Below are 17,873 nucleotides of genomic sequence, written 5' to 3' on the forward strand. Positions count from 1 at the left end.
GGGCGCGCCCAGGCCTTCATCCACGGCGAGTCTGCCCTCTTGAAGTCCGTTCGCCCGTACGTGCGCAACGACCGCGGCGTCGATCGACGCGACCTGTCGGTGTCGGCCTACTGGCGCCGCGGAGTCACAGAAGAAGGCTTTCGGACCTGGAAGTCGTCGCAGGCGTCAGCGGACTAGTCGACCTGGAAGCCCGAGTCCGGTCACTAGGCTGACCCTGTGAGCACCAGGACAACGCAGAAGACCGATGCCGACCCGCCCGACGTCGTGGCGCTGCTCCTGGCCGGCGGTGCGGGCTTGCGCGCTGAGCAGGGCGGTCCCAAACAGCTGGTCGTGCTGCCGAGCGGCGCAACGGTCCTTGAGCACGCCGTCGAGGTCTTCCTCAGCCACGCCAGGGTCGATCGGGTCGTCGTCGTGGTGTCAGCAGACTTGGTTGATCACGCGGCCGAGATGATGCCACGGGTGACGGTCGTGGCCGGCGGTGCCACTCGGCAGAGCAGTGCCGCGGCGGGCCTGGCCATGATCGATGATGCCGCGTGGGTGTTGATCCACGACGTCGCTCGTCCGTTCGTACCTCCTGCAGTGATCGACCGGTGTCTCGACGCGTTGTCGACTCACGAGGCGGTCGGCACCGTGCTTGCGTCGATCGACACCGTCTACCGCGTTCGGCCTGATGGCGAGGGAATCGTGGACGTGCTCGATCGGGCCACGCTGCGACGCGCGCAGACGCCGCAAGCGTTTCGTGCGCGGGTGATCAAAGATGCGCATCACCGCGCCGCGCAGGCCGGTGGCGACCTGACCGATGACTGCTCAGTTGTCGCGATGCACCGTCCCGACGTGCCGATCGCCTTGGTGCCAGGAGACGAGCGCAACATCAAGCTCACCACGGCAGCGGACTTTGCCGGGGTGCGAGGAGATCAGGGTCGTGAACCGGTAGCGTAGGGGTGTTCCAACTGCGACGAAGGAGTCCGATGCGCGTCATCACCTACGGCACCTATGACTTGTTCCACGAGGGCCATCGCCGCTTGCTGGAGCGTGCCAAGGAGCTCGGAGATCATCTGATCGTCGCGGTCACCACCGAGAACTTCGACGATGCGCGGGGCAAGCTCAACGTTCAGCAGAGCCTGATGGAGCGCATCCACAACGTGGAGGCGTGCGGGATTGCCGATGAGATCATCATCGAGGAGTACGAAGGCCAGAAGATCAATGACATCCAAAAGCACGACGTCGACATCTTCGCGATCGGCTCGGACTGGTTGGGCAAGTTCGACTACCTGAATGACTACTGCCAGGTGGTCTACCTCGAGCGCACCAAGGGTGTCTCGAGCACCATGATCCGCAACGAGACAGGCGGCATATTGCGCGTCGGGGTTGTCGGAACCGGCCGTATCGCCCATCGATTCGTGGACGAGGCCCGCTACGTCAGCGGAGTCGATGTCGCGGCTGCGTGGTCGCGAAACCCCGAGAACGTGTCGGCGTTCGTCGATCGTCATGAGCTCGACCTCGCTGCTCAGGATTTCAATGAGCTGCTGGCCGCCGTCGATGCGGTCTACATCGCCTCGCCGCACATGGCTCACGGCGAGCACGTGCGCCGGGCGCTCGAGCAGGGCAAGCACGTCCTGTGCGAGAAGCCGTTGACGCTCACGGCGTCGGAGACCACCGAATTGTTCGCTCTCGCTGACGAGCGCGAGCTGGTCCTGCTGGAGGCGGTCAAGACGGCCTTCGCTCCTGGCTTCGCGCGGATGGTCGCCGTCGCCCGGAGCGGATCGATCGGCGAGATCCGGTCGGTCGATGCGACCTTCACCAAGCTCACGCCCAGCGACTCGCGTGAGTTTGATCCTGAACAGGGCGGCGGCAGTCTGTCCGAGCTGGCCAGCTACCCGCTGGTGGCCATCGTCAAGCTCCTGGGTGAGGATCACGTCGAGCAGCGCACCGTGTCACTGAAGGAAGGAGACGGTGCGGTCGACAGCTTCTCGCGCATCGACCTGCGCTACCCGCATGCCGTCGCATCGGCCCGCGTCGGCCTCGGCGTCAAGGCGGAGGGCGATCTGGTCATCGGTGGCACCAAGGGCTACCTGTACGTCCCGGCCCCGTGGTGGAAGACCGAGTACTTCGAGTGCCGGTTCGAGAATGCCACCGAGAACAAGAAGTTCTACTACAAGTTCGACGGTGACGGCCTGCGCTACGAGATCGCCGAGTTCAGCTACATGATCCGACGTGGCCAGGCTGAGAACTTCAAGCTGCGTCGCTCTGAGTCGCAGTGGATGGCTCGCGTGATCGAGGCCGCTCGCGCGGACGCCGACATCATCGCCTGACCACCGGATGCGTTCACTGGAGCGTGAGGTCGAGCGTGATCAGGTTGTGATCTGACGGGATCACGCCGGCGAAGTTGCCATCGCCGTCGAGATCGAGCACCGTCTCCCACTGCTGGTAGGTGAAGACGCCACCGCGCGTCATGATGTAGTCGATGTAGGACCCGATCGGGTAGGCGCCAGCCACCAGCTGGGGCGCAGCGTTGAAGTAGTTCAGGCTGGAGTACTTGACGTTGATCGCGTCGAACGTCGGGACCCCCTTGTACTTGGGGGTGTTCACCAGGGGATCGGTGAAGCCACCGTCGATGAATGAGCGATGCGCGATGTTGGTGTGACCGGACACGACCTGGCTGTCGAACTTCGTCGAACCGAGGTCGCCCACCACGACGACCGGCAAATTATTCGTGTTCTGGACCGCGATCTCCTCCAGGATGATGGCGACCTGCTGCTGGCGCGTGGCGCCCTCGGTCCCGGGTTCCAGGTGGGTGTTGACGAAGAAGAACTTCTTGCCCGAGCTGATCGCCTCGAACTCGGCCCAGACGACGTAGCGCCCTGACCCGTTGTCCCACGCTCTCGTGTCCAGCTTGCGCGAGCCGTTGTTCTGCATCTGTAGCCGGTTGGTGTTGTAGAGGATGCGGTCTGACGAGCTGGCCCCTGTGGGGCACCGGCCGGCCTCGTCGGGGGCCTTGCAGTAGCGGTCGGTGTTGGTGAAGGCGTAGGGCGAGCCGAGCTCGGCCAGGATGTCGGCGAACTGGGCCACACCGCCCCGGGTGTACTTGGTGCTGGCCGAGGCTTCCTGGATGCCCAGCACGTCGAGATCAGCCCGCCTGATCTGGTGAGCGACCACAGGGAGGCGCGTCGTCCACTTCTGCTCGTACGAATTCTGCGAACTTTCCGAAGCGCTGGCCACGCGCACGTTGAAGCTGCCCACGGCGAGCCTCGTGGTGGGTGCTGGCGTGGTGTACTCGTACGCCGCAGCCGGGCCGATGCCGTACTTGTTGGTGGCCACGACGTCGACGCGGCCCGCAGCGTCCGCCTTCGGTGTCGTGACGGCCAGCTGGGTGCTGGACACATAGGTCACCTTGGGGGACGTGATGCCTCCGAAGGTGATCTTCGTGGTGTCCTTGAGGAAGTTGTTGCCCCGCACCGTGACCGTGGCACCGCCCTGCGTGGTGCCGGTGGCCGGGGTGATGCTGGAGATCGCCGGGGGTGTTCGATAGCTGAAGGTCTTGGATCCGGAGGTGCCCTTCGACGTCTTGACCCTGACCGCCACCGACGTCGCTGCGTTGACGGGAGGGGCGTAGGCATACAGCTTCGTGGTGGACGAGTACGTCACCTTGGTGGCTCGGGTCGATCCGAACGTCACCACCGAGCTGCGGGTGAACCGTGCGCCCGTGATCGTGACCTTGGTCCCGCCACCGAGCGGACCTGTGGTGGGGGAGATCGCGCTGATCGCGGGCGTCGTCGACGCCGCCCAGGCTGGTGCGGCTAGCAGAACGCTGAGGGTCGTTGCGAACAGGACAAGTGCCGTCATCGCACTGATGACGGGCGCCACGTGGCGACGCGGTGTGCAGCTCGAATACATCGACATGCCGAATGTCTCCCTCACCTGGCAACGAGGAATCAATGTACCCCGGAATATCCTGGCGTGGCGGGAAAATGACAGGACCTCGTGCCTCGTCGTGCGCGGCGCGCGCGTGGGATGGCGCTGGTCACGGTGTGATCGGTAGGACCATCGTGAGGCGCACCAGGTTGTGATCGGAGGGGATCACGCCGGCGAACCGGCCGGCCCCGTCCAGGTCAACGACGGTCTTCCACTCCAGAAGATCGATCCCCTTCCCGCGGACCAGGATGTAATCCAGGTAGGAACCGATCGGGGTCCCCAACGTCTGGGGCGCGGCTCGGAAGTAGTTCAGGCTGCTGTATCGGGTGTTGATCTGCTCGGCGACAGGAGCCGCGGTGCCGCCGTAACCCCGGGTGTTGACCAGGGGATCGACGAAGCCAGCCGACGTGAAGGCACCGTGAGCCGCATTGTGCGGCGACAGCTTGTCGAACTTTCCGGCGGCGAGGTCGCCGACCATGATGGTGGGCAGATTCTCGGCATTGACCGCCGCGATCTCGTTCAGGATGATGCGGGCCTGCCTGAGCCGGGTACCGCTGACCTTGCCGGGTTCGAGATGGGTGTTCACGAACAAGAACTCTTCGTCGCTGCGCAGATCGCGGAAGCGAGCCCACCCGACGTACCGACCCGAACCGTCGCCCGCGCCCCGGCCGTCGAGCTTTCGGCTGCCCTGGCCCAACAGCTTGAGCCGGTCGGTGTTGTAGATGATGCGATCCGACGAGCTGCCGCCGTTGGCGCAGCGCCCCCCGGCGCCGGCGCCCGAGCAGTAACGCTCGCTGTTGGTCAACTGGTAGGGGGAGCCCAGCGCCGCGACGATGTCGTGGAACTGGGAGCGACCGGTGCGGGTGTACTTGCCACTGGCCGACGCCTCTTGGATCCCGACCACGTCGAGGCCCTCGCGCGTGATCTGGTTGGCCACCACGGGCAGTCGAGTGGTCCACGGACGCTCCAGCTTCGAAGAACGCATCTTGGCATATCCGCTGGCAACCCGGACGTTGAAGCTTCCGACGCGCAGCTTGAGCTGACCGTCGCTGCCCATCCGGAACTTGGTGTCCTTCGTCTTGTCCGACTCCCCGAACGGAGTGGTGACGTACGCGTTGACGATCCCATAGCCCTTGGACGGCGTGGTGGCTGTCAAGGTCGTCGGGGACGTGACCTTCACGTCGCTGGCTTCGGTCTTGCCAAAACGGACGGTGGTCCCGTCGACGAAGTCAGTGCCCGTGATCGTCACCTTGGTTCCGCCCTTGGTGCTGCCTTGGGTTGGCGAGATCTCGGTGACGGTGGGGGGAGCCACGTAGGTGAACTGTGCGTTGGCGGCCGCCCTGGAGGAGCCGTCCGCCGTGCGGACGTGGACGTTGACGCTGCCGGCGTCGCTGGCCGGCACATCCACCACGATCTGGCTGGGTGAGGACCTGCGCACCTCGGCGCGCTGGCCGCCAAAGGTCACCACAGGGCGTGCGGTGAATCCTGAGCCGGTGATGACGACCTCGGTCCCCCCTGCCACGGGCCCGGAGTCCGACGACAGGGTCCGTACGAGAGGCGCCGGGTCCGAGAACAGCTGGGTCGTCGGGGAGGCGACGAGGGCCACGGCGCCAGTGACCACCCCAGCTCCGACCCCCGCGAGGAGGGCGATGCGGGTCCGTCGGCGTCGCCGAGCGATTCGTCTGCGTCGGGCCGGGCCGCGCCCAGCAGTACCCGAGGAGGGGCTCGAGTGCCGTGCCATGACCGTGCTCCTCGGGATCCCTCACACCGTGACTGACGACGCGCCCGGGCGTGATCCGTCGGCGCGATGTTCCTAGAGTAACCCGACCGTCAGGGTGACCAGGTTGTGATCGGAGGGAATGACACCGGTGAACCGACCGGCCGAATCAACGTCGACCACCGTGTGCCACCTCGTCATCTGCAGCCCTCCGCGGATGAGGATGTAGTCGACGTACGAACCGATCGCATAGCTCTCGTGAACCGTCAGGGGAGTGGACTGGAAGTAGTTGAGGCTGTTGTACCGCGTGTTGATGGCCTCGGCGACCAGGGTCTCCGCGCCCTTGTACCGGTAGGTGTTCACCAGCGGATCGAGGAATCCGGCGTCGGTCAGCATCGTGTGGGCGACGTTGGGCGGATTCTGGGAGTCGAACTTGCTGGCCGCCAGGTCGCCGGCGAAGACGATGGGCAGATCCGACGGGTTCTTGACCTTGATCTCGTCCAGGATGATGGCCATCTGTGTGGACCGGACTGCCCCGTTGGAGCCGCCATTCTTGTTGGGTTCGAGGTGGGTGTTGACGAAGAAGAACGACTTGCCGGTGCGCTGTTCCTTGAAGGTGGCCCACACCACGTAGCGCCCAGAACCATCGGTCGCGCTGCGATTGTCGAGCTTGCGGGCGCCCTGATTGATCATGGTCAGGCGAGAAGAGTTGTAGATGATGCGATCTGAGCTGCTGGCGCCGGTCTTGCACCGGCCAGATCTGTCTGCCTCGTAGCAGTAGCGGTGGGTGTTCGTGATCTTGTACGGGGAGCCCAACCGGTTGACGATGTCCTGGAACTGAGCCACGCCGGTTGCGGTGTGCTTGGTGCTGGCGGACGCCTCCTGCACGCCGATCACATCGAGCTTCTCGCGCTTGATCTGGCTGACCACGACCGGCACGCGCACCCTCCACCGCTCCTCGTTGGGCCCCCGAGACGAGTCGTACCCGCTCCCGACTCGAACGTTGAAGCTGCCGACATTGAAGAGCCGATCGGCAGGGGCGCCGTACTGGAACACTCCCTCAGACGTCTCAGGCGAGCTGCCTGACGGGGTCGTGACCGTCACCTGAACCTTGTCGATGGGGTGCGGCGGCGTCACTGCAGTGAGCTGGGTCGACGAGGCGACGCGAACTGACGTGGCGGGCGTGTCGCCGAAGTCGACGGTCGAGTCAGGCGTGAAGGCAGTGCCGCGGATCGTGATCGTTTCGCCGCCCGCCGGCTTCCCTTCGGTCGCGGACAACGAGGTCAGCGTCGGCGGCGCCGTGTAGGTGAAGGTGTTGGCGTCCGAGGCGACGGACCATCCGCCTGATGACTTGACCTGGACGCTCGCCGCTCCGATCACGCCCGCGGGTGTGACCGCCGTCAGGCGGGTGCTGGAGATCTTCTTGACCTCCGTGGAGTAGATCGCCCCGAACCGGACCTTGGTGGTCGACGTGTAGTACTTGCCGTCGATCGTGACCGTGGTCCCACCCTTGCCCGGCCCGGTGTCGGGCGACAGCGTGGAGATGACCGGAATCTTCCGGTAGGTGAAGACGCCGTTGGGCGTGACCGCAGATGTTCCGACGGACGTCTTGACGCGGACATCGACTCGACCAGCCGTGTGTGGCGGGGTGTCGACGGTCAGCTTGGTGCTGGAGGAGTAGCGCACCGCTTGTGCGTAGGTCGACCCGAACCGCACCCGACTGGTCTTGGTGAAGTACTTGCCAGTGATCGTGATGGTTCGACCTCCGGCCTCCGGCCCCGCCGTGGCGGACATCGAGGTGAGCACCGGTGCGCTGGCTGCTTGCGCTGGCGCGCTGACGAGTCCGAGCGCGCAGATCACGGCGATGACCAGCGACAGCATCGTCCAGCGCTCTGCTCGTCGTGTGGGCGACGAGAGAGTGGGGGAAGTCAGCATGTCGGTCCTCGGCAGCCTGTTTCGGGTGTGGTACCTGAGGAACCCTACTACTGAATGTGACCTCTGTGGCAAGGGTTTCTAAACAACACTGGTGTGATCAGTGTGATCAGTGATGCTGATGTGACGAGGGGCGGGGGCACCGCTCAGACGGGATCGTCCCCCTCGACGAAGTGCTCCGTCTCAGACAGCTCACGGCTGCGGCGTCGGACGACGAGAGCAGTCGCGACGCCGACAGCGGCCACGACGGCGCCGCCCGCGATCCACCACCACGGAAGGCCACTGTCGGACGCCTCGCCGGTGGCGTCGTCGGACACCTGGTCGGGACGCAGCACGGTGCCGTCCTCGGTGACGATCTCCACTCCGGGAGACTCGGTCGTCGTAGGTGCCGGCTCGTCGTCGGCGGAGGGCCGATTGGGGTTGTTGCCGGCGAAGATCGACGGTTGGTCCGGAGACCCGGACCATGTCGCGGGGGAGTCGAGCTTGGTCCACGTTCCCTTGCCGACAGAGAATTGATAGGCGCCGCCGATCAGGACGTTGGAACGGTCGTTGGCCCGGTAGTAGACCGAGTAGGTTCCGCGTGGAAGGTCGAACTCCAGCTGAGACGTCATGTTCGTGGTGTCGACCGTCGGAGGACCGCTGGTCACGCTCTTGCCGTTCGCGTCGAGCACGTAGATGCGCGCCGAATCGGGGATGATCTTCCAGGCGAACGCCATCGTCACGGCTGAGGGCGGCCGAGCGAGCTCCTCGCGCACGCGGGGCTCCATCGCCAAGGGGGCAGGGTCTGCCGCGACGGCCGGACTCGCGACGAGGAGGGCCAAGACGGCAAGGGCGAGAGCAGCGAGACGGCGCGCCATGGGTGATCCTTCCCGGTGGTCCAGATGTCGCCTGTGTGCACGTCCGGGGAGCGGGCCGACGGTCGGTACGTCCAGGCTGAACCGGTTTCAACTGATAACCTACTTCAGATTGCGACGCATCGGGCCTCCGAGGGTGCCGTGCATCCGGACGTCCGGGCGTTGCTCGCAGGATCCCGAAGCGAAGCGGAGATAGTGCATGCTGGGTCTGAACAGGCGGCGCGAGGCGTCCGGTCGACGCCGCGGGGCGATGGTGGCAGTCGCCTTCGTCACCTCGTCGTTGCTGGCGCTCAGCCCTGCAGTGGCGCTGGAATGGACCCCGGATCCCAATGGCACTCCCGGCGACGTGGCGGGCCCGTCCGCTGAGGACTGCCCGACGTTCACCGCCACCCCGCCAGCGTACGACGTGTTCTTCAACATGTTCGACATGGACACCCGTGGTTTTGGCGATGCCGGCAACAACACCCCGTGGAACTTCTCCAAGCGCATCGCTCAGATCGTGTGCGGCGCTGCCCCGAACTCGCGGATCGACATCGGCATGTTCTTCATCCGCGCGCTCGGCACGGTCGACCGGCCTGAGTCCGACCCCGAGCAGATCTGGACGGCGCTGGACTACGTGGTCAAGGAGCGCGGGGTCAAGGTCCGACTCGTCCTCGACGGTGGCGGCATCACCTCCTCGCTCGGCAAGAAGCAGATCACCGCACGCCTCGGCCCCAACTCGCCGATCGTCAAGGGCGATCTGAAGTGGTGCACCAACGGTTGCTACGAGACCAACACCTCGAAGGTGCTGCCGAACTCGATCAACCATGAGAAGTTCATCACGATCAGTGACACGATCTGGCCCAACAGCACGACCAGTGGACCGCACCCAGCCATCTACTCCACGTCGGCCAACATCTCCCGCGGGCAGACGCGCAGCTACATGGCCGATGGATCGCTGATCTATGACGACATCAGCATGTACGACCTGTTCGTCAAGCGATTCGAGGGCATGCGGTACTGCGCCGTCGACAAGTACTGCTCCCTGTCGGGCGTGAACGCGGCGTCGGGCCAGACGCTGGTTGATGGCAAGTCGATGGGCGGCTACTACCCGAACGTCTGGGTCGATCCGGTCTACCGCCACCCCACGGACAACGGGCGCGGCACCACGGTCTCGTTCAGCCCGCAGCCGCAGACGGCGCGTGACTACTTCGCCAAGCAGTTCGATGACGTTGACTGCAAGGTCGATGGCACGGTTCGGGTGGGCATGTTTCGCCTGAGCGATGCCCGAGCCGAACAGTTTGCCCGCGCCGCCAAGCGACTGGCCAGCGGCGGATGCAACGTCAAGATCATGCTGTCCCCGAAAGGTGGCATGGCCACGATCACCAAGGCAACGGCCAGTCTGCTGGCCAACGCGGGCATCAAGGTGCGCTGCTCCGCCACGCCGCTGCACACCAAGTACGTGCTGATCGGTTCTCGACGCAACAACGAGGGCCGGGTGCTCTTCGGCACGGCCAACATGTCCACCTCGGGTCTGCGGTACAGCGACGAGCACATGCTGCTGATCGATTCGCGCCGCACGTCACCGGCCTACAAGGACGACGCTCGTCGCCTCTACGCCAAGTTCATGGCCGGGTGGAATGAGATGAACCAGGGGAGCACCACATGCAAACCGACCACGTGATGTCTTGGGCCGATCGAGCCCGGCGTCTGTGGGTCCTTGTCGGACTTGCTGTCGTCGCGTCGCTCCTGGTGCCCTCATCAGCCGGCGCGGCTGCGGGAACTCCCCAGAACCCTGTTGCGGAGTCGCTGGGCAACGACACCGTCGAGGTCAACTGGGACGCCGTCCCCGACGCGGCGCGCTACCTGGTGGAGTACTCGACGCGGAGCTCGTTCTCCAGCTCGACCACCTCCACGTACACCAATGATGACAATCTGACCAAGACGGTGGCGTACATCGGGGGCCTGACTCGCGACACGCGGTACTACTTTCGGGTCTCCGCGGTGGACGTGGGTGGCGCCAAGAGCGAGCCGAGCACCGTGGTCGACGCAACCCCGAAGTACGAGTACGGTTCGGTCGACGGCATCAGCCCCCAGAACATCGGTACCACGTTCGCGCAGGTGGAATGGGTCTTCAACGCCGCCACGCTCGGCACCCCCGGCTGGCGGCTGCGAGCCGAGAACAAGGCGGATCGCTCCGAGGCCCACATCAAGGATGTCGGATCGGACCCCAACGGCAAGATCACCGGCCTGAAGCGCAATTCCACGTACTACGTGTGGGTGGCGTCGCTGCTCCCGGCCAACGGAGATGCACCTGCTGTGCGGGTGGGTCCGTATTCGAAGGCGATCACGATCACCACGTCCAACTTCGACGTCAGCGGCCCGTCAGATCTCAAGATGACGGTGCAGAAGTCGACTGAGATCACCTTGGAGTGGAAGGCGCCCGACGTCCTCCCGGCCGGCTACAAGTACGTCGTGCAGTACGGCACGAACGCGGCCGTCACCAAGGACGTGAAGACAGCCGCTGCGACGGCGGCCACCTCCAAGACGATCACTGGCCTGACCCCCAACGTCAACTACTTCATGCGCGTCTACGTGGTGGATGAGGGCGGCTCGGCCCGGAAGTCAGACTCCTCGGACGTGTTGCAGACCAAGACACCCACGTCGCGCGGAACCATCACGGGCAACGTCACGGGAATTCCGACGACCGCGCTCAAGGACCTGGTCGTGACGGCGTACCAGACCAAATCGGGCGCCGGCGACGAGGGCAACCTGGTCGAGGCGGCCGACGTCGACCGCAATGGCAACTACACGATCGCCGTTCGGCCAGGGATCTACCGCATCCACGCCTCCTACACAGGATCGGCCAACTACACGTCGCTGTGGGCACGCACCGAGTCCGTCGGCACCATGAACTGGGCTGATGGCACAAATCTGGCCGTCGCCGCGAATGCCAACCGGGCCGCTCCGACCGTCACCCTGGGAACGGGCGGGAAGGTCGAGGGCACTGTCCGCGATCCCTACGTCGCCGAGGGCGAGACCAAGGGCGCCCCGTTACCAGCGGTCGACGTGACCGCTCGCAGCTGCTGGAGCGAGCTGGTGGGCAATCGTTACGACCGCGACGTCATGGCGGCCACCACCACCAACAGTCAAGGTGCCTACACCCTTGACGGTCTGCCCGACGGCGCCTACTGGTTGCGCTACATCTACAAGTCCGGCGATGGATTCGAAGCATCTGCCACCGCCGTCAAGCTCAAGGACCACAAGGTCGTCAGTCACCTCGAGGCCGGCGAGAGCTGTCTGAGCATGCCAGATCGCTACTCCGATGCGGACGTCAACGTGGTCATGCAGGAGAAGGACTTCCGCAAGAAGTACTCGATCCACGTCTACGGCTCGCGCAAGGTCGGCACGACCCTGAAGACCAAGTTCAACAAGTGGATCGGATCGCAATACGGTTCATCTGCCACGCGATCGCGGATGGAGTGGGTCTGGACCCGCAACGGTGTCGAGATTCCCGGCACGAGCGGCAACACCCACGACAACGGTTACCCGCCAGATGACTTCTGCAGCAGCATCAGGTGCTTCCCCCGGTACAAGCTGACGTCGAAGGATCGCCGCAAGTACATCTCCTTGAAAGTGACGTACAGCGACTACGGCTACATCACCCAGACCAAGACGTATCGGAAGTTCAAGGTCCGCTGACGTCGTGACGGGGCGCCGGTGCCACCCTTGAATGTCGCCGGCCCACCGTCTTCCACCACCACGGCGGTGTCCAGCGGACGCCTTCCGTCCCGAGGAGTTCCATGTTTGATCTGAAGTCACGCACCGCCGCCGCCGGGAACAACAAGACCGGCAAGCGCTTGCGGTTCGGCACGTCACTTGAGTTCGCCATCGCGGTGCTCAACCCGACCGGCACGGCCCACCCCATGGTGCAGTTCGTGGCGACCTACTTCTTCTGGCTGATCAACGCCGCGGTCGGTGCACTCGTGCTGTCCTTGATGTTCGGGTGGGTCTGGGTAGCGCTGGCGGCCATGGCTGCGGCGCTGCTCGTCGACGCCCTGGCCGCTCGCGGCATGAGCCGCGACGCCATCGTGCTGCACCGACTGCGCGTCGACAACGCGTTGCGGGGGCTGATCTACGTCGGCTTGTTCGCGGCCGTGCTGGCCCGCAGCGACGAGGGACCGACCGCGGCCGCGGTCATCTTGCTGGGCTTCGGCTCCTATGGCGGGCAGTTCTTGTACCGGTTGTCCGCGCGCTGGCTGGCCGGCAAGCAGGTCGCGGTGCGGTACATCCCGCACGGCGTCCAGGCCGAGCCATTGCCTACCATGGCCAGGCTGTACATGCGGGGCATGATCCAGTCGGCACCGCAGGTGTCGCTGCTGGCCGCGGCTGTCGCGGCCGTCGCAGTCGTCGGAACGGACGGTCGCGTCGCTCTGGCGTGGTGGATCGTGGCAGCAGCCTGGATCCTGAGCATCGGCGGCGGCGTCTGGAACGCGATGATCGCGCGCAGACTCGGCTCGGAGGAGACGACCGAGCGGCTGACCACCGATCTGCAACGATTCCTCGATGACTTGAAGCCGACCCACGTCACGTACCTGGCGGCCGGTGCTGGACAGTCTGGCTACATCCTCAACCAGTGGATCCCGGTGATCGAGCAGGTTCCGTCGCCGGGATTCGTGTTGATCCGCGAGGCCACGAACTTGTCGCCGGTGCAGGAGACGTCCTTACCGATCATCTGGTCGCCCAAGACCCGCCACGTCGAGGAGCTCACGTCGGGGCGCGTTCACATCGCGTACTACCTGGCCAACGCCGGCAAGAACGTGCACCTGCTGCGCGAGGCTGCCGTCAAGCACGTCTTCCTCAACCACGGCGACAGCGACAAGTCCACCAGCGCCAACCCTGTGTCACGGGTCTACGACGAGGTGTGGGTGGCAGGGCAGGCGGCGATCGACCGGTACGAATCGGCTGGCATCACGATTCCGGACAAGAACTACGCGATCGTCGGCCGGCCGCAGATGGCGCGCCTGCAGGTCGGGCCGCGGGGTGCCGGTCGATCGACCCTGCTGTACGCCCCCACCTTCGAGGGCTATTACGAGGAGTCGAACTATTCCTCGTTGGAACGCATGGGTCCGGCGATGATTCGACACCTCCTGACCGAGTACCCAGACCTGCGCATCATCTTCAAGCCGCACCCCAACAGCGGCGTCCAGCGTCCCGGCATGAACGCGGCCCGCATCGCCATCGCGGAGATGCTCGAGGCAGGCGATCACGTGTTCGTCGACCCGTCGTCGCCGGTCACCTTGTATGACGCCTTCGACCAGTCCGATCTGATGATCTCGGACATCTCCAGCGTCGTGACCGACTACCTGTACACCGAGCGACCGATCATCGTGTCCAACCCGGTCCAGATGCCCGTCAGTCAGTTTTTGAGCACCTTTCCGACCCAGAGATCCAGCTACCTGCTGGATGGCGACCTCGGCAACTTCGACCTCATCTTGCGCGACGCGCTCGGTGCGGACTCGCGACGGGCCGAGCGCATCGATCAGGGCAAGTACGTGCTGGGGGATCTGCCGCAGGGTCCCATGCGGGCCTTCCTCGACGAGACCGAGCGGGTGACGCGCGAGTCGATCGTGCACGCCGGGACGATCGCGAACCGATTCCGCATCTCGGCCATCGGCGATCCGATGATCGATCAGGCGGCCGACGACTCAGAGGATCCCGACGACGACTGACGATGGTCAGCGTGACATCAACCGACGCAGCCTCGTTCTGGGTCGCAGTGCTCTCCTCACTCGCTGCGCGCGGGTGGGAGGTGGCGGAGGTGGTGGTGGTGTGGGCGGCTCCGGTGCAGGTGGTGGCGCCGGTGGCGGGAACGGCAAGGTCACCCAGTCTGGAGCGTAGGGCTGCATGCCAGCGCTGATGCGCTGGCGCACCTCGGCGATCGCAGCGTGGATGTCGTTAAAGGGCACGCCGTTGAGCTGCGCGGGTGAGAAGCGCCACCACTGCAGGTCCAGCAGCTCTGCGATCGTCTGGGCGTCGAACCGGTGCGAAATGAGTCGGGCCGGGACTCCCCCCACGATGGCGTACGGAGCGACGTCTTTGGTGACGACAGCGGAGGAGGCGACGACCGCACCGTCGCCGATCGTCACACCACGCAGGATCGTCACCCCCGAACCGATCCACACGTCGTTGCCGATGACAGGCGGTTCGCCGCGGAAGTCGCAGGCTTCCTCGGGAATGCGGGTGCTGAGCCCGGCTGGATGGAAGCTGAATCGTTCCTCGTTGTACTGAAATGCACTCGAGCTCAACCAGTCGGTGGGATGCTCGTGGTCGCCGATCCTGATCTTTCCCGCGATCGAGCAGTATCGTCCGATCGAGCCGACCCAGACGGCCAAGCCGCTGTAGAGGTAGGTGAACGCACCGACGCGGGTGGAGCTGTTGAAACCGAACCGGCCGAGGAACGCCACCGGCGGCTCGACCTCGACCGTGTGGCCCGCCAGGACATGCACCCGGGCGTGGCCAGCAACCGATGCGCGCTCCTCCTCACTGACCTGAGCCGGGTCACGTGAGTCGGCGCCGTCATCAGCCGCCGGCTCGGCGGCATGATCCGGTGAGGGGATGCTGTTCAACTCACTCACGCAGGCTTCTTCGCGTCCCACGCTGCGTTGCGACGAGAAATGGCCGCAGAAACGGCCTCGACGAAGGCTGTGGTCGCGGCACCAGGAGTGACGTCGCCCAGGTGTGTGGCAATGTCGTCGGTCACGTTGGGCGGGTTGCGCAGCAGGTCCGCGACGTGGTCGGCTGCGGCCGCGGCATCGGCGACCCGCAGGCGAGGCAGCCGGGTGGCCAGCGTTCCCGGCGCCGCATCGGTGCCATCTGGCACTGTCACGAGCACCGGACGACCGGACGGCATCCAGTAGCTGACGACGGCCGACACGTCGGTGATCAAGGCCGCCGCGGACCCGAAGGAAGCACGCAGATCTGGCGTCTCGTCGACGTGGTGGCCAGCTGCCATGACCATGGCCCGGATGCGGCGATCGGCATCGGCGGCGGTCGGGTCGTGACGGCCGGTGAACGGGTGAGGTCGATAGACGATCTCGTGACCAGCCCGCAGCAGCGAGGAGACGATCGCCTCGCCATGACTGCTGACAGAGGTGTATGACATCGACGGATGGGCGCCCTCCCACGTCGGTGCGTAGACGATCCGTGACCCGGGGCCCGTGACGGGAGCCTCCCACTGCACAGCGGCGCCGTCCAGCTGGGGCTGCCCGATCACGACAGCGTGGCCCCGAGCGTCGTAAAACATCAGCTCCGCTTCCAGTCGGTCGATGGCCGCGGATCCCGCCACGAAGTAGTGATCGAAAGCCTTGACCTGATTGGAGGCAAAAACCCGTTTGTCGCTGTCTCCGTGTCCGATGTAGACGTGCAGCATCGACCGAAACCGGAGGCAGTCGAAGTCCAACGGATCAAGATTGACGTACAACGCGATGCGGACATCAGGACTGATCGCCAGCAGCTCGTCGAGCTCTGCTGACGTGCCGAGCGAGAGGGCGTTCAAGGACGAAGCGGCGCGCACGTGAGCGCTGACTCGCGAGTCTCGACACACCACGAGTACCGGGTGGACGCGGTGCAGCTGTTCGAGGGCGTGGAACCACGGGCGGATCTGGTAGAGGCTGTCGGGAGCCGTCGGGAACCACACGATGACGGTGGCCGTGAGGGGGGTGAGGCGGTCTTCCAGGTCGCTGACCCGGTTGACGTAGGTGCCCGGAAGACGGGGGGACCGTCGAACCCGGTCGGTGGCCCACGACATCATCTTGCCCATGACTGATCAGGCTAGCGGCTGGCTGGTGAGTATGACCCCTCGGCGGGCCGAGCAACGGGCGCGGCGTGGGTATCGGTGGATTGGTTCTGACTCAGGTGTTGGCGTTCTTGCGCAACGCGCGACGCAGCTGCACGATGCGCAATGACCCAGGAACAGCCACGACGAGCACGCCGATCACAGCAGACAGCAAAAGCGCCACAGCCAAGGAGATTTGGCCCTCGAAGCCGAGGAACTTGACCGCCACGCTGTCGGAGTTCTGCGCGATGAACACCAGCAGGAAGATGGTCAGGATGGCCGCCACGATCAATCCGACGTACAGAGCGCTCACTCGGCCGTGACGAACCTTGCCGCCGGACGTCATGCCGGGCTGGCGCCCCGCCTGTGAGTCCGGCTTTGCGTCCGGCTTCCGGGGCGGGGTAGCGGGGGATGGGGGCGCCGCGGGACGATCGCTCGCGGTCGGGACTCCCGAACCGGTCGGCTGGTCTGCGGAGGAAGTGTCGTTGCCCTCGGTCACGGTGTGCTCCTGATCAGTGGTGGGAGACGAGGATGCCCCCGCCTCCAGCGTAAGCGGCCTCAGGATCGAGGGGCGAGCAACGGATGCAGCGTGTTGTCGTACATGCTCAACGCTGCACCGATCGCCATGTGCATGTCGAGGTACTGATACGTGCCGAGTCGTCCACCGAAGTGCACACCGGACTCGGCCTTGGCCAGCTCGCGGTAGGCCAGCAGCCGCTCGCGGTCCTGCGGGGTGTTGACCGGGTAGTAGGGCTCGTCGGCCGCCGCGTTGTCGGCAAACCGGCTGAACTCGCGCATCACGACCGTCTTGTCTGCGGGGTAGTAGTCGCGTTCGGGGTGGAAGTGGCGGAACTCGTGGATGCGCGTGTACGCGATCTCAGGATCCGCATAGTTCATGACCGGGGTGCCCTGGAAGTCGCCGACCGGCAGCACCTCGGTCTCGAAGTCGAGCGTGCGCCACGACAGGTCGCCGTGGGCGAAGTCGAAGTAGCGGTCGATCGCGCCGGTGTAGACGACCGGAAGGACTCCGGCCGTGGCCACCTTGTTGAAAGGCTGCGACTCGTCGAAGAAGTCGGTGTCGAGCGTGACCGTGATCCTCGGGTCGTCGGCCATGCGCTCGATCCACGCGGTGTACCCGTCGACCGGCAGCCCCTCGTGGGTGTCGGAGAAGTAGCGGTTGTCATAGGTGTAGCGCACCGGGAGCCGGCTGATGATGTCGGCGCCGAGCTCCCGCGGGTCGGTCTGCCACTGCTTGGCGGTGTATCCGGCGATGAACGCCTCATAGAGGGGGCGTCCGATCAATGAGATGCCCTTCTCCTCCAGGTTCTGCGGCTCGCCGAGAAATGACCCGGCCTGCTCGGCCACCCACGCGCGGGCCTGGTCAGGAGTGAACGCTGATCGGTTGAACTGGTTGATCGTGCCCAGATTGATCGGCAGGGGGTACACCTCATCGCGGTACGTGGAGTACACGTGGTGCTGATAATCGGTGAATGCGGTGAAACGGTTTGCGTACTCCCAGACGCGTTCGTTCGAGGTGTGGAACAGGTGCGCGCCGTACTGGTGCACTTCGATGCCAGTCTCGGGCTCGGGTGCGCTGTAGGCGTTGCCGCCGATGTGATCGCGGCGGTCGATCACCTGGACC

Annotated in this window: 14 protein-coding genes; 6 read left to right on the plus strand and 8 right to left on the minus strand. The window is 65.2% G+C overall.

All coding sequences use genetic code 11. The features are described from left to right. The 3 genes from WB508_RS07835 to WB508_RS07845 all read left to right on the plus strand — a co-directional run. A partial coding sequence (locus WB508_RS07835; RefSeq protein WP_423844341.1) for an SIP domain-containing protein occupies positions 1-177 on the plus strand: 177 nt, incomplete at its 5' end. Positions 178-216: 39 nt separating this feature from the next. Further along, positions 217-939, plus strand: coding sequence for a 2-C-methyl-D-erythritol 4-phosphate cytidylyltransferase (gene ispD, locus WB508_RS07840; RefSeq protein ID WP_423844328.1), 723 nt, complete (start codon positions 217-219; stop codon positions 937-939). A gap of 29 nt (positions 940-968) precedes the next feature. After that, positions 969-2,312, plus strand: coding sequence for a Gfo/Idh/MocA family oxidoreductase (locus WB508_RS07845; protein WP_423844329.1), 1,344 nt, complete (start codon positions 969-971; stop codon positions 2,310-2,312). 13 nt (positions 2,313-2,325) lie between these two features. Here WB508_RS07845 and WB508_RS07850 read toward each other — a convergent pair whose 3' ends face one another. The 4 genes from WB508_RS07850 to WB508_RS07865 all read right to left on the minus strand — a co-directional run bounded on the left by WB508_RS07850 (position 2,326) and on the right by WB508_RS07865 (position 8,418). Then, entirely contained in the window at positions 2,326-3,843 is a 1,518-nt protein-coding gene (locus WB508_RS07850) for an IPT/TIG domain-containing protein (RefSeq protein ID WP_423844330.1), read from the minus strand. A gap of 178 nt (positions 3,844-4,021) precedes the next feature. Continuing rightward, a complete protein-coding gene (locus tag WB508_RS07855) occupies positions 4,022-5,653 on the minus strand; it encodes an IPT/TIG domain-containing protein (RefSeq protein ID WP_423844331.1) in 1,632 nt (543 codons plus the stop codon). A gap of 72 nt (positions 5,654-5,725) precedes the next feature. Beyond that, a complete protein-coding gene (locus tag WB508_RS07860; protein WP_423844332.1) occupies positions 5,726-7,564 on the minus strand; it encodes an IPT/TIG domain-containing protein in 1,839 nt (612 codons plus the stop codon). Positions 7,565-7,707: 143 nt separating this feature from the next. Further along, on the minus strand, positions 7,708-8,418 hold the full coding sequence (locus WB508_RS07865; protein ID WP_423844333.1) for a copper resistance CopC family protein: 711 nt from the start codon (positions 8,416-8,418) through the stop codon (positions 7,708-7,710). Positions 8,419-8,614: 196 nt separating this feature from the next. Between WB508_RS07865 and WB508_RS07870 the strand changes: the two genes are divergently transcribed. From WB508_RS07870 to WB508_RS07880, 3 genes are all read left to right on the plus strand, one after another. Then, positions 8,615-10,078, plus strand: coding sequence for a phospholipase D-like domain-containing protein (locus tag WB508_RS07870; protein ID WP_423844334.1), 1,464 nt, complete (start codon positions 8,615-8,617; stop codon positions 10,076-10,078). Then, positions 10,060-12,096: a fibronectin type III domain-containing protein gene (locus WB508_RS07875; protein ID WP_423844335.1), complete on the plus strand. Its 2,037-nt coding sequence runs from the start codon at positions 10,060-10,062 to the stop codon at positions 12,094-12,096. The genes WB508_RS07870 and WB508_RS07875 overlap by 19 nt, the downstream gene beginning before the upstream one ends. A 101-nt stretch (positions 12,097-12,197) precedes the next feature. Then, on the plus strand, positions 12,198-14,126 hold the full coding sequence (locus tag WB508_RS07880; RefSeq protein ID WP_423844336.1) for a CDP-glycerol glycerophosphotransferase family protein: 1,929 nt from the start codon (positions 12,198-12,200) through the stop codon (positions 14,124-14,126). A gap of 6 nt (positions 14,127-14,132) precedes the next feature. On the opposite strand, the gene WB508_RS07885 is transcribed toward WB508_RS07880, so the two are convergent. The 4 genes from WB508_RS07885 to WB508_RS07900 all read right to left on the minus strand — a co-directional run. Further along, positions 14,133-15,032: a CatB-related O-acetyltransferase gene (locus tag WB508_RS07885; protein ID WP_423844337.1), complete on the minus strand. Its 900-nt coding sequence runs from the start codon at positions 15,030-15,032 to the stop codon at positions 14,133-14,135. Beyond that, on the minus strand, positions 15,029-16,216 hold the full coding sequence (locus WB508_RS07890; protein ID WP_423844338.1) for a CDP-glycerol glycerophosphotransferase family protein: 1,188 nt from the start codon (positions 16,214-16,216) through the stop codon (positions 15,029-15,031). The genes WB508_RS07885 and WB508_RS07890 overlap by 4 nt, the downstream gene beginning before the upstream one ends. A gap of 91 nt (positions 16,217-16,307) precedes the next feature. Continuing rightward, positions 16,308-16,544: a LapA family protein gene (locus tag WB508_RS07895; protein WP_423844339.1), complete on the minus strand. Its 237-nt coding sequence runs from the start codon at positions 16,542-16,544 to the stop codon at positions 16,308-16,310. A 245-nt stretch (positions 16,545-16,789) separates the two neighbouring features. Continuing rightward, on the minus strand, positions 16,790-17,873 hold a 1,084-nt coding region (locus tag WB508_RS07900), incomplete at its 5' end, for a UDP-galactopyranose/dTDP-fucopyranose mutase family protein (RefSeq protein ID WP_423844340.1).

The organism is Aeromicrobium sp. (assembly GCF_049586495.1).
Lineage (GTDB): Bacteria > Actinomycetota > Actinomycetes > Propionibacteriales > Nocardioidaceae > Aeromicrobium.

What these genes read in the sequence shown, in the direction of transcription:
- WB508_RS07880 (WP_423844336.1), top strand. Translation starts at nt 12,198, where the DNA reads ATGTTTGATCTGAAGTCACGCACCGCCGCCGCCGGGAACAACAAGACC.
- WB508_RS07865 (WP_423844333.1), bottom strand. Translation starts at nt 8,418, where the DNA reads ATGGCGCGCCGTCTCGCTGCTCTCGCCCTTGCCGTCTTGGCCCTCCTC.
- WB508_RS07845 (WP_423844329.1), top strand. Translation starts at nt 969, where the DNA reads ATGCGCGTCATCACCTACGGCACCTATGACTTGTTCCACGAGGGCCAT.
- WB508_RS07860 (WP_423844332.1), bottom strand. Translation starts at nt 7,564, where the DNA reads ATGCTGACTTCCCCCACTCTCTCGTCGCCCACACGACGAGCAGAGCGC.
- WB508_RS07855 (WP_423844331.1), bottom strand. Translation starts at nt 5,653, where the DNA reads ATGGCACGGCACTCGAGCCCCTCCTCGGGTACTGCTGGGCGCGGCCCG.
- WB508_RS07890 (WP_423844338.1), bottom strand. Translation starts at nt 16,216, where the DNA reads ATGGGCAAGATGATGTCGTGGGCCACCGACCGGGTTCGACGGTCCCCC.
- WB508_RS07870 (WP_423844334.1), top strand. Translation starts at nt 8,615, where the DNA reads ATGCTGGGTCTGAACAGGCGGCGCGAGGCGTCCGGTCGACGCCGCGGG.
- WB508_RS07850 (WP_423844330.1), bottom strand. Translation starts at nt 3,843, where the DNA reads ATGACGGCACTTGTCCTGTTCGCAACGACCCTCAGCGTTCTGCTAGCC.
- WB508_RS07875 (WP_423844335.1), top strand. Translation starts at nt 10,060, where the DNA reads ATGCAAACCGACCACGTGATGTCTTGGGCCGATCGAGCCCGGCGTCTG.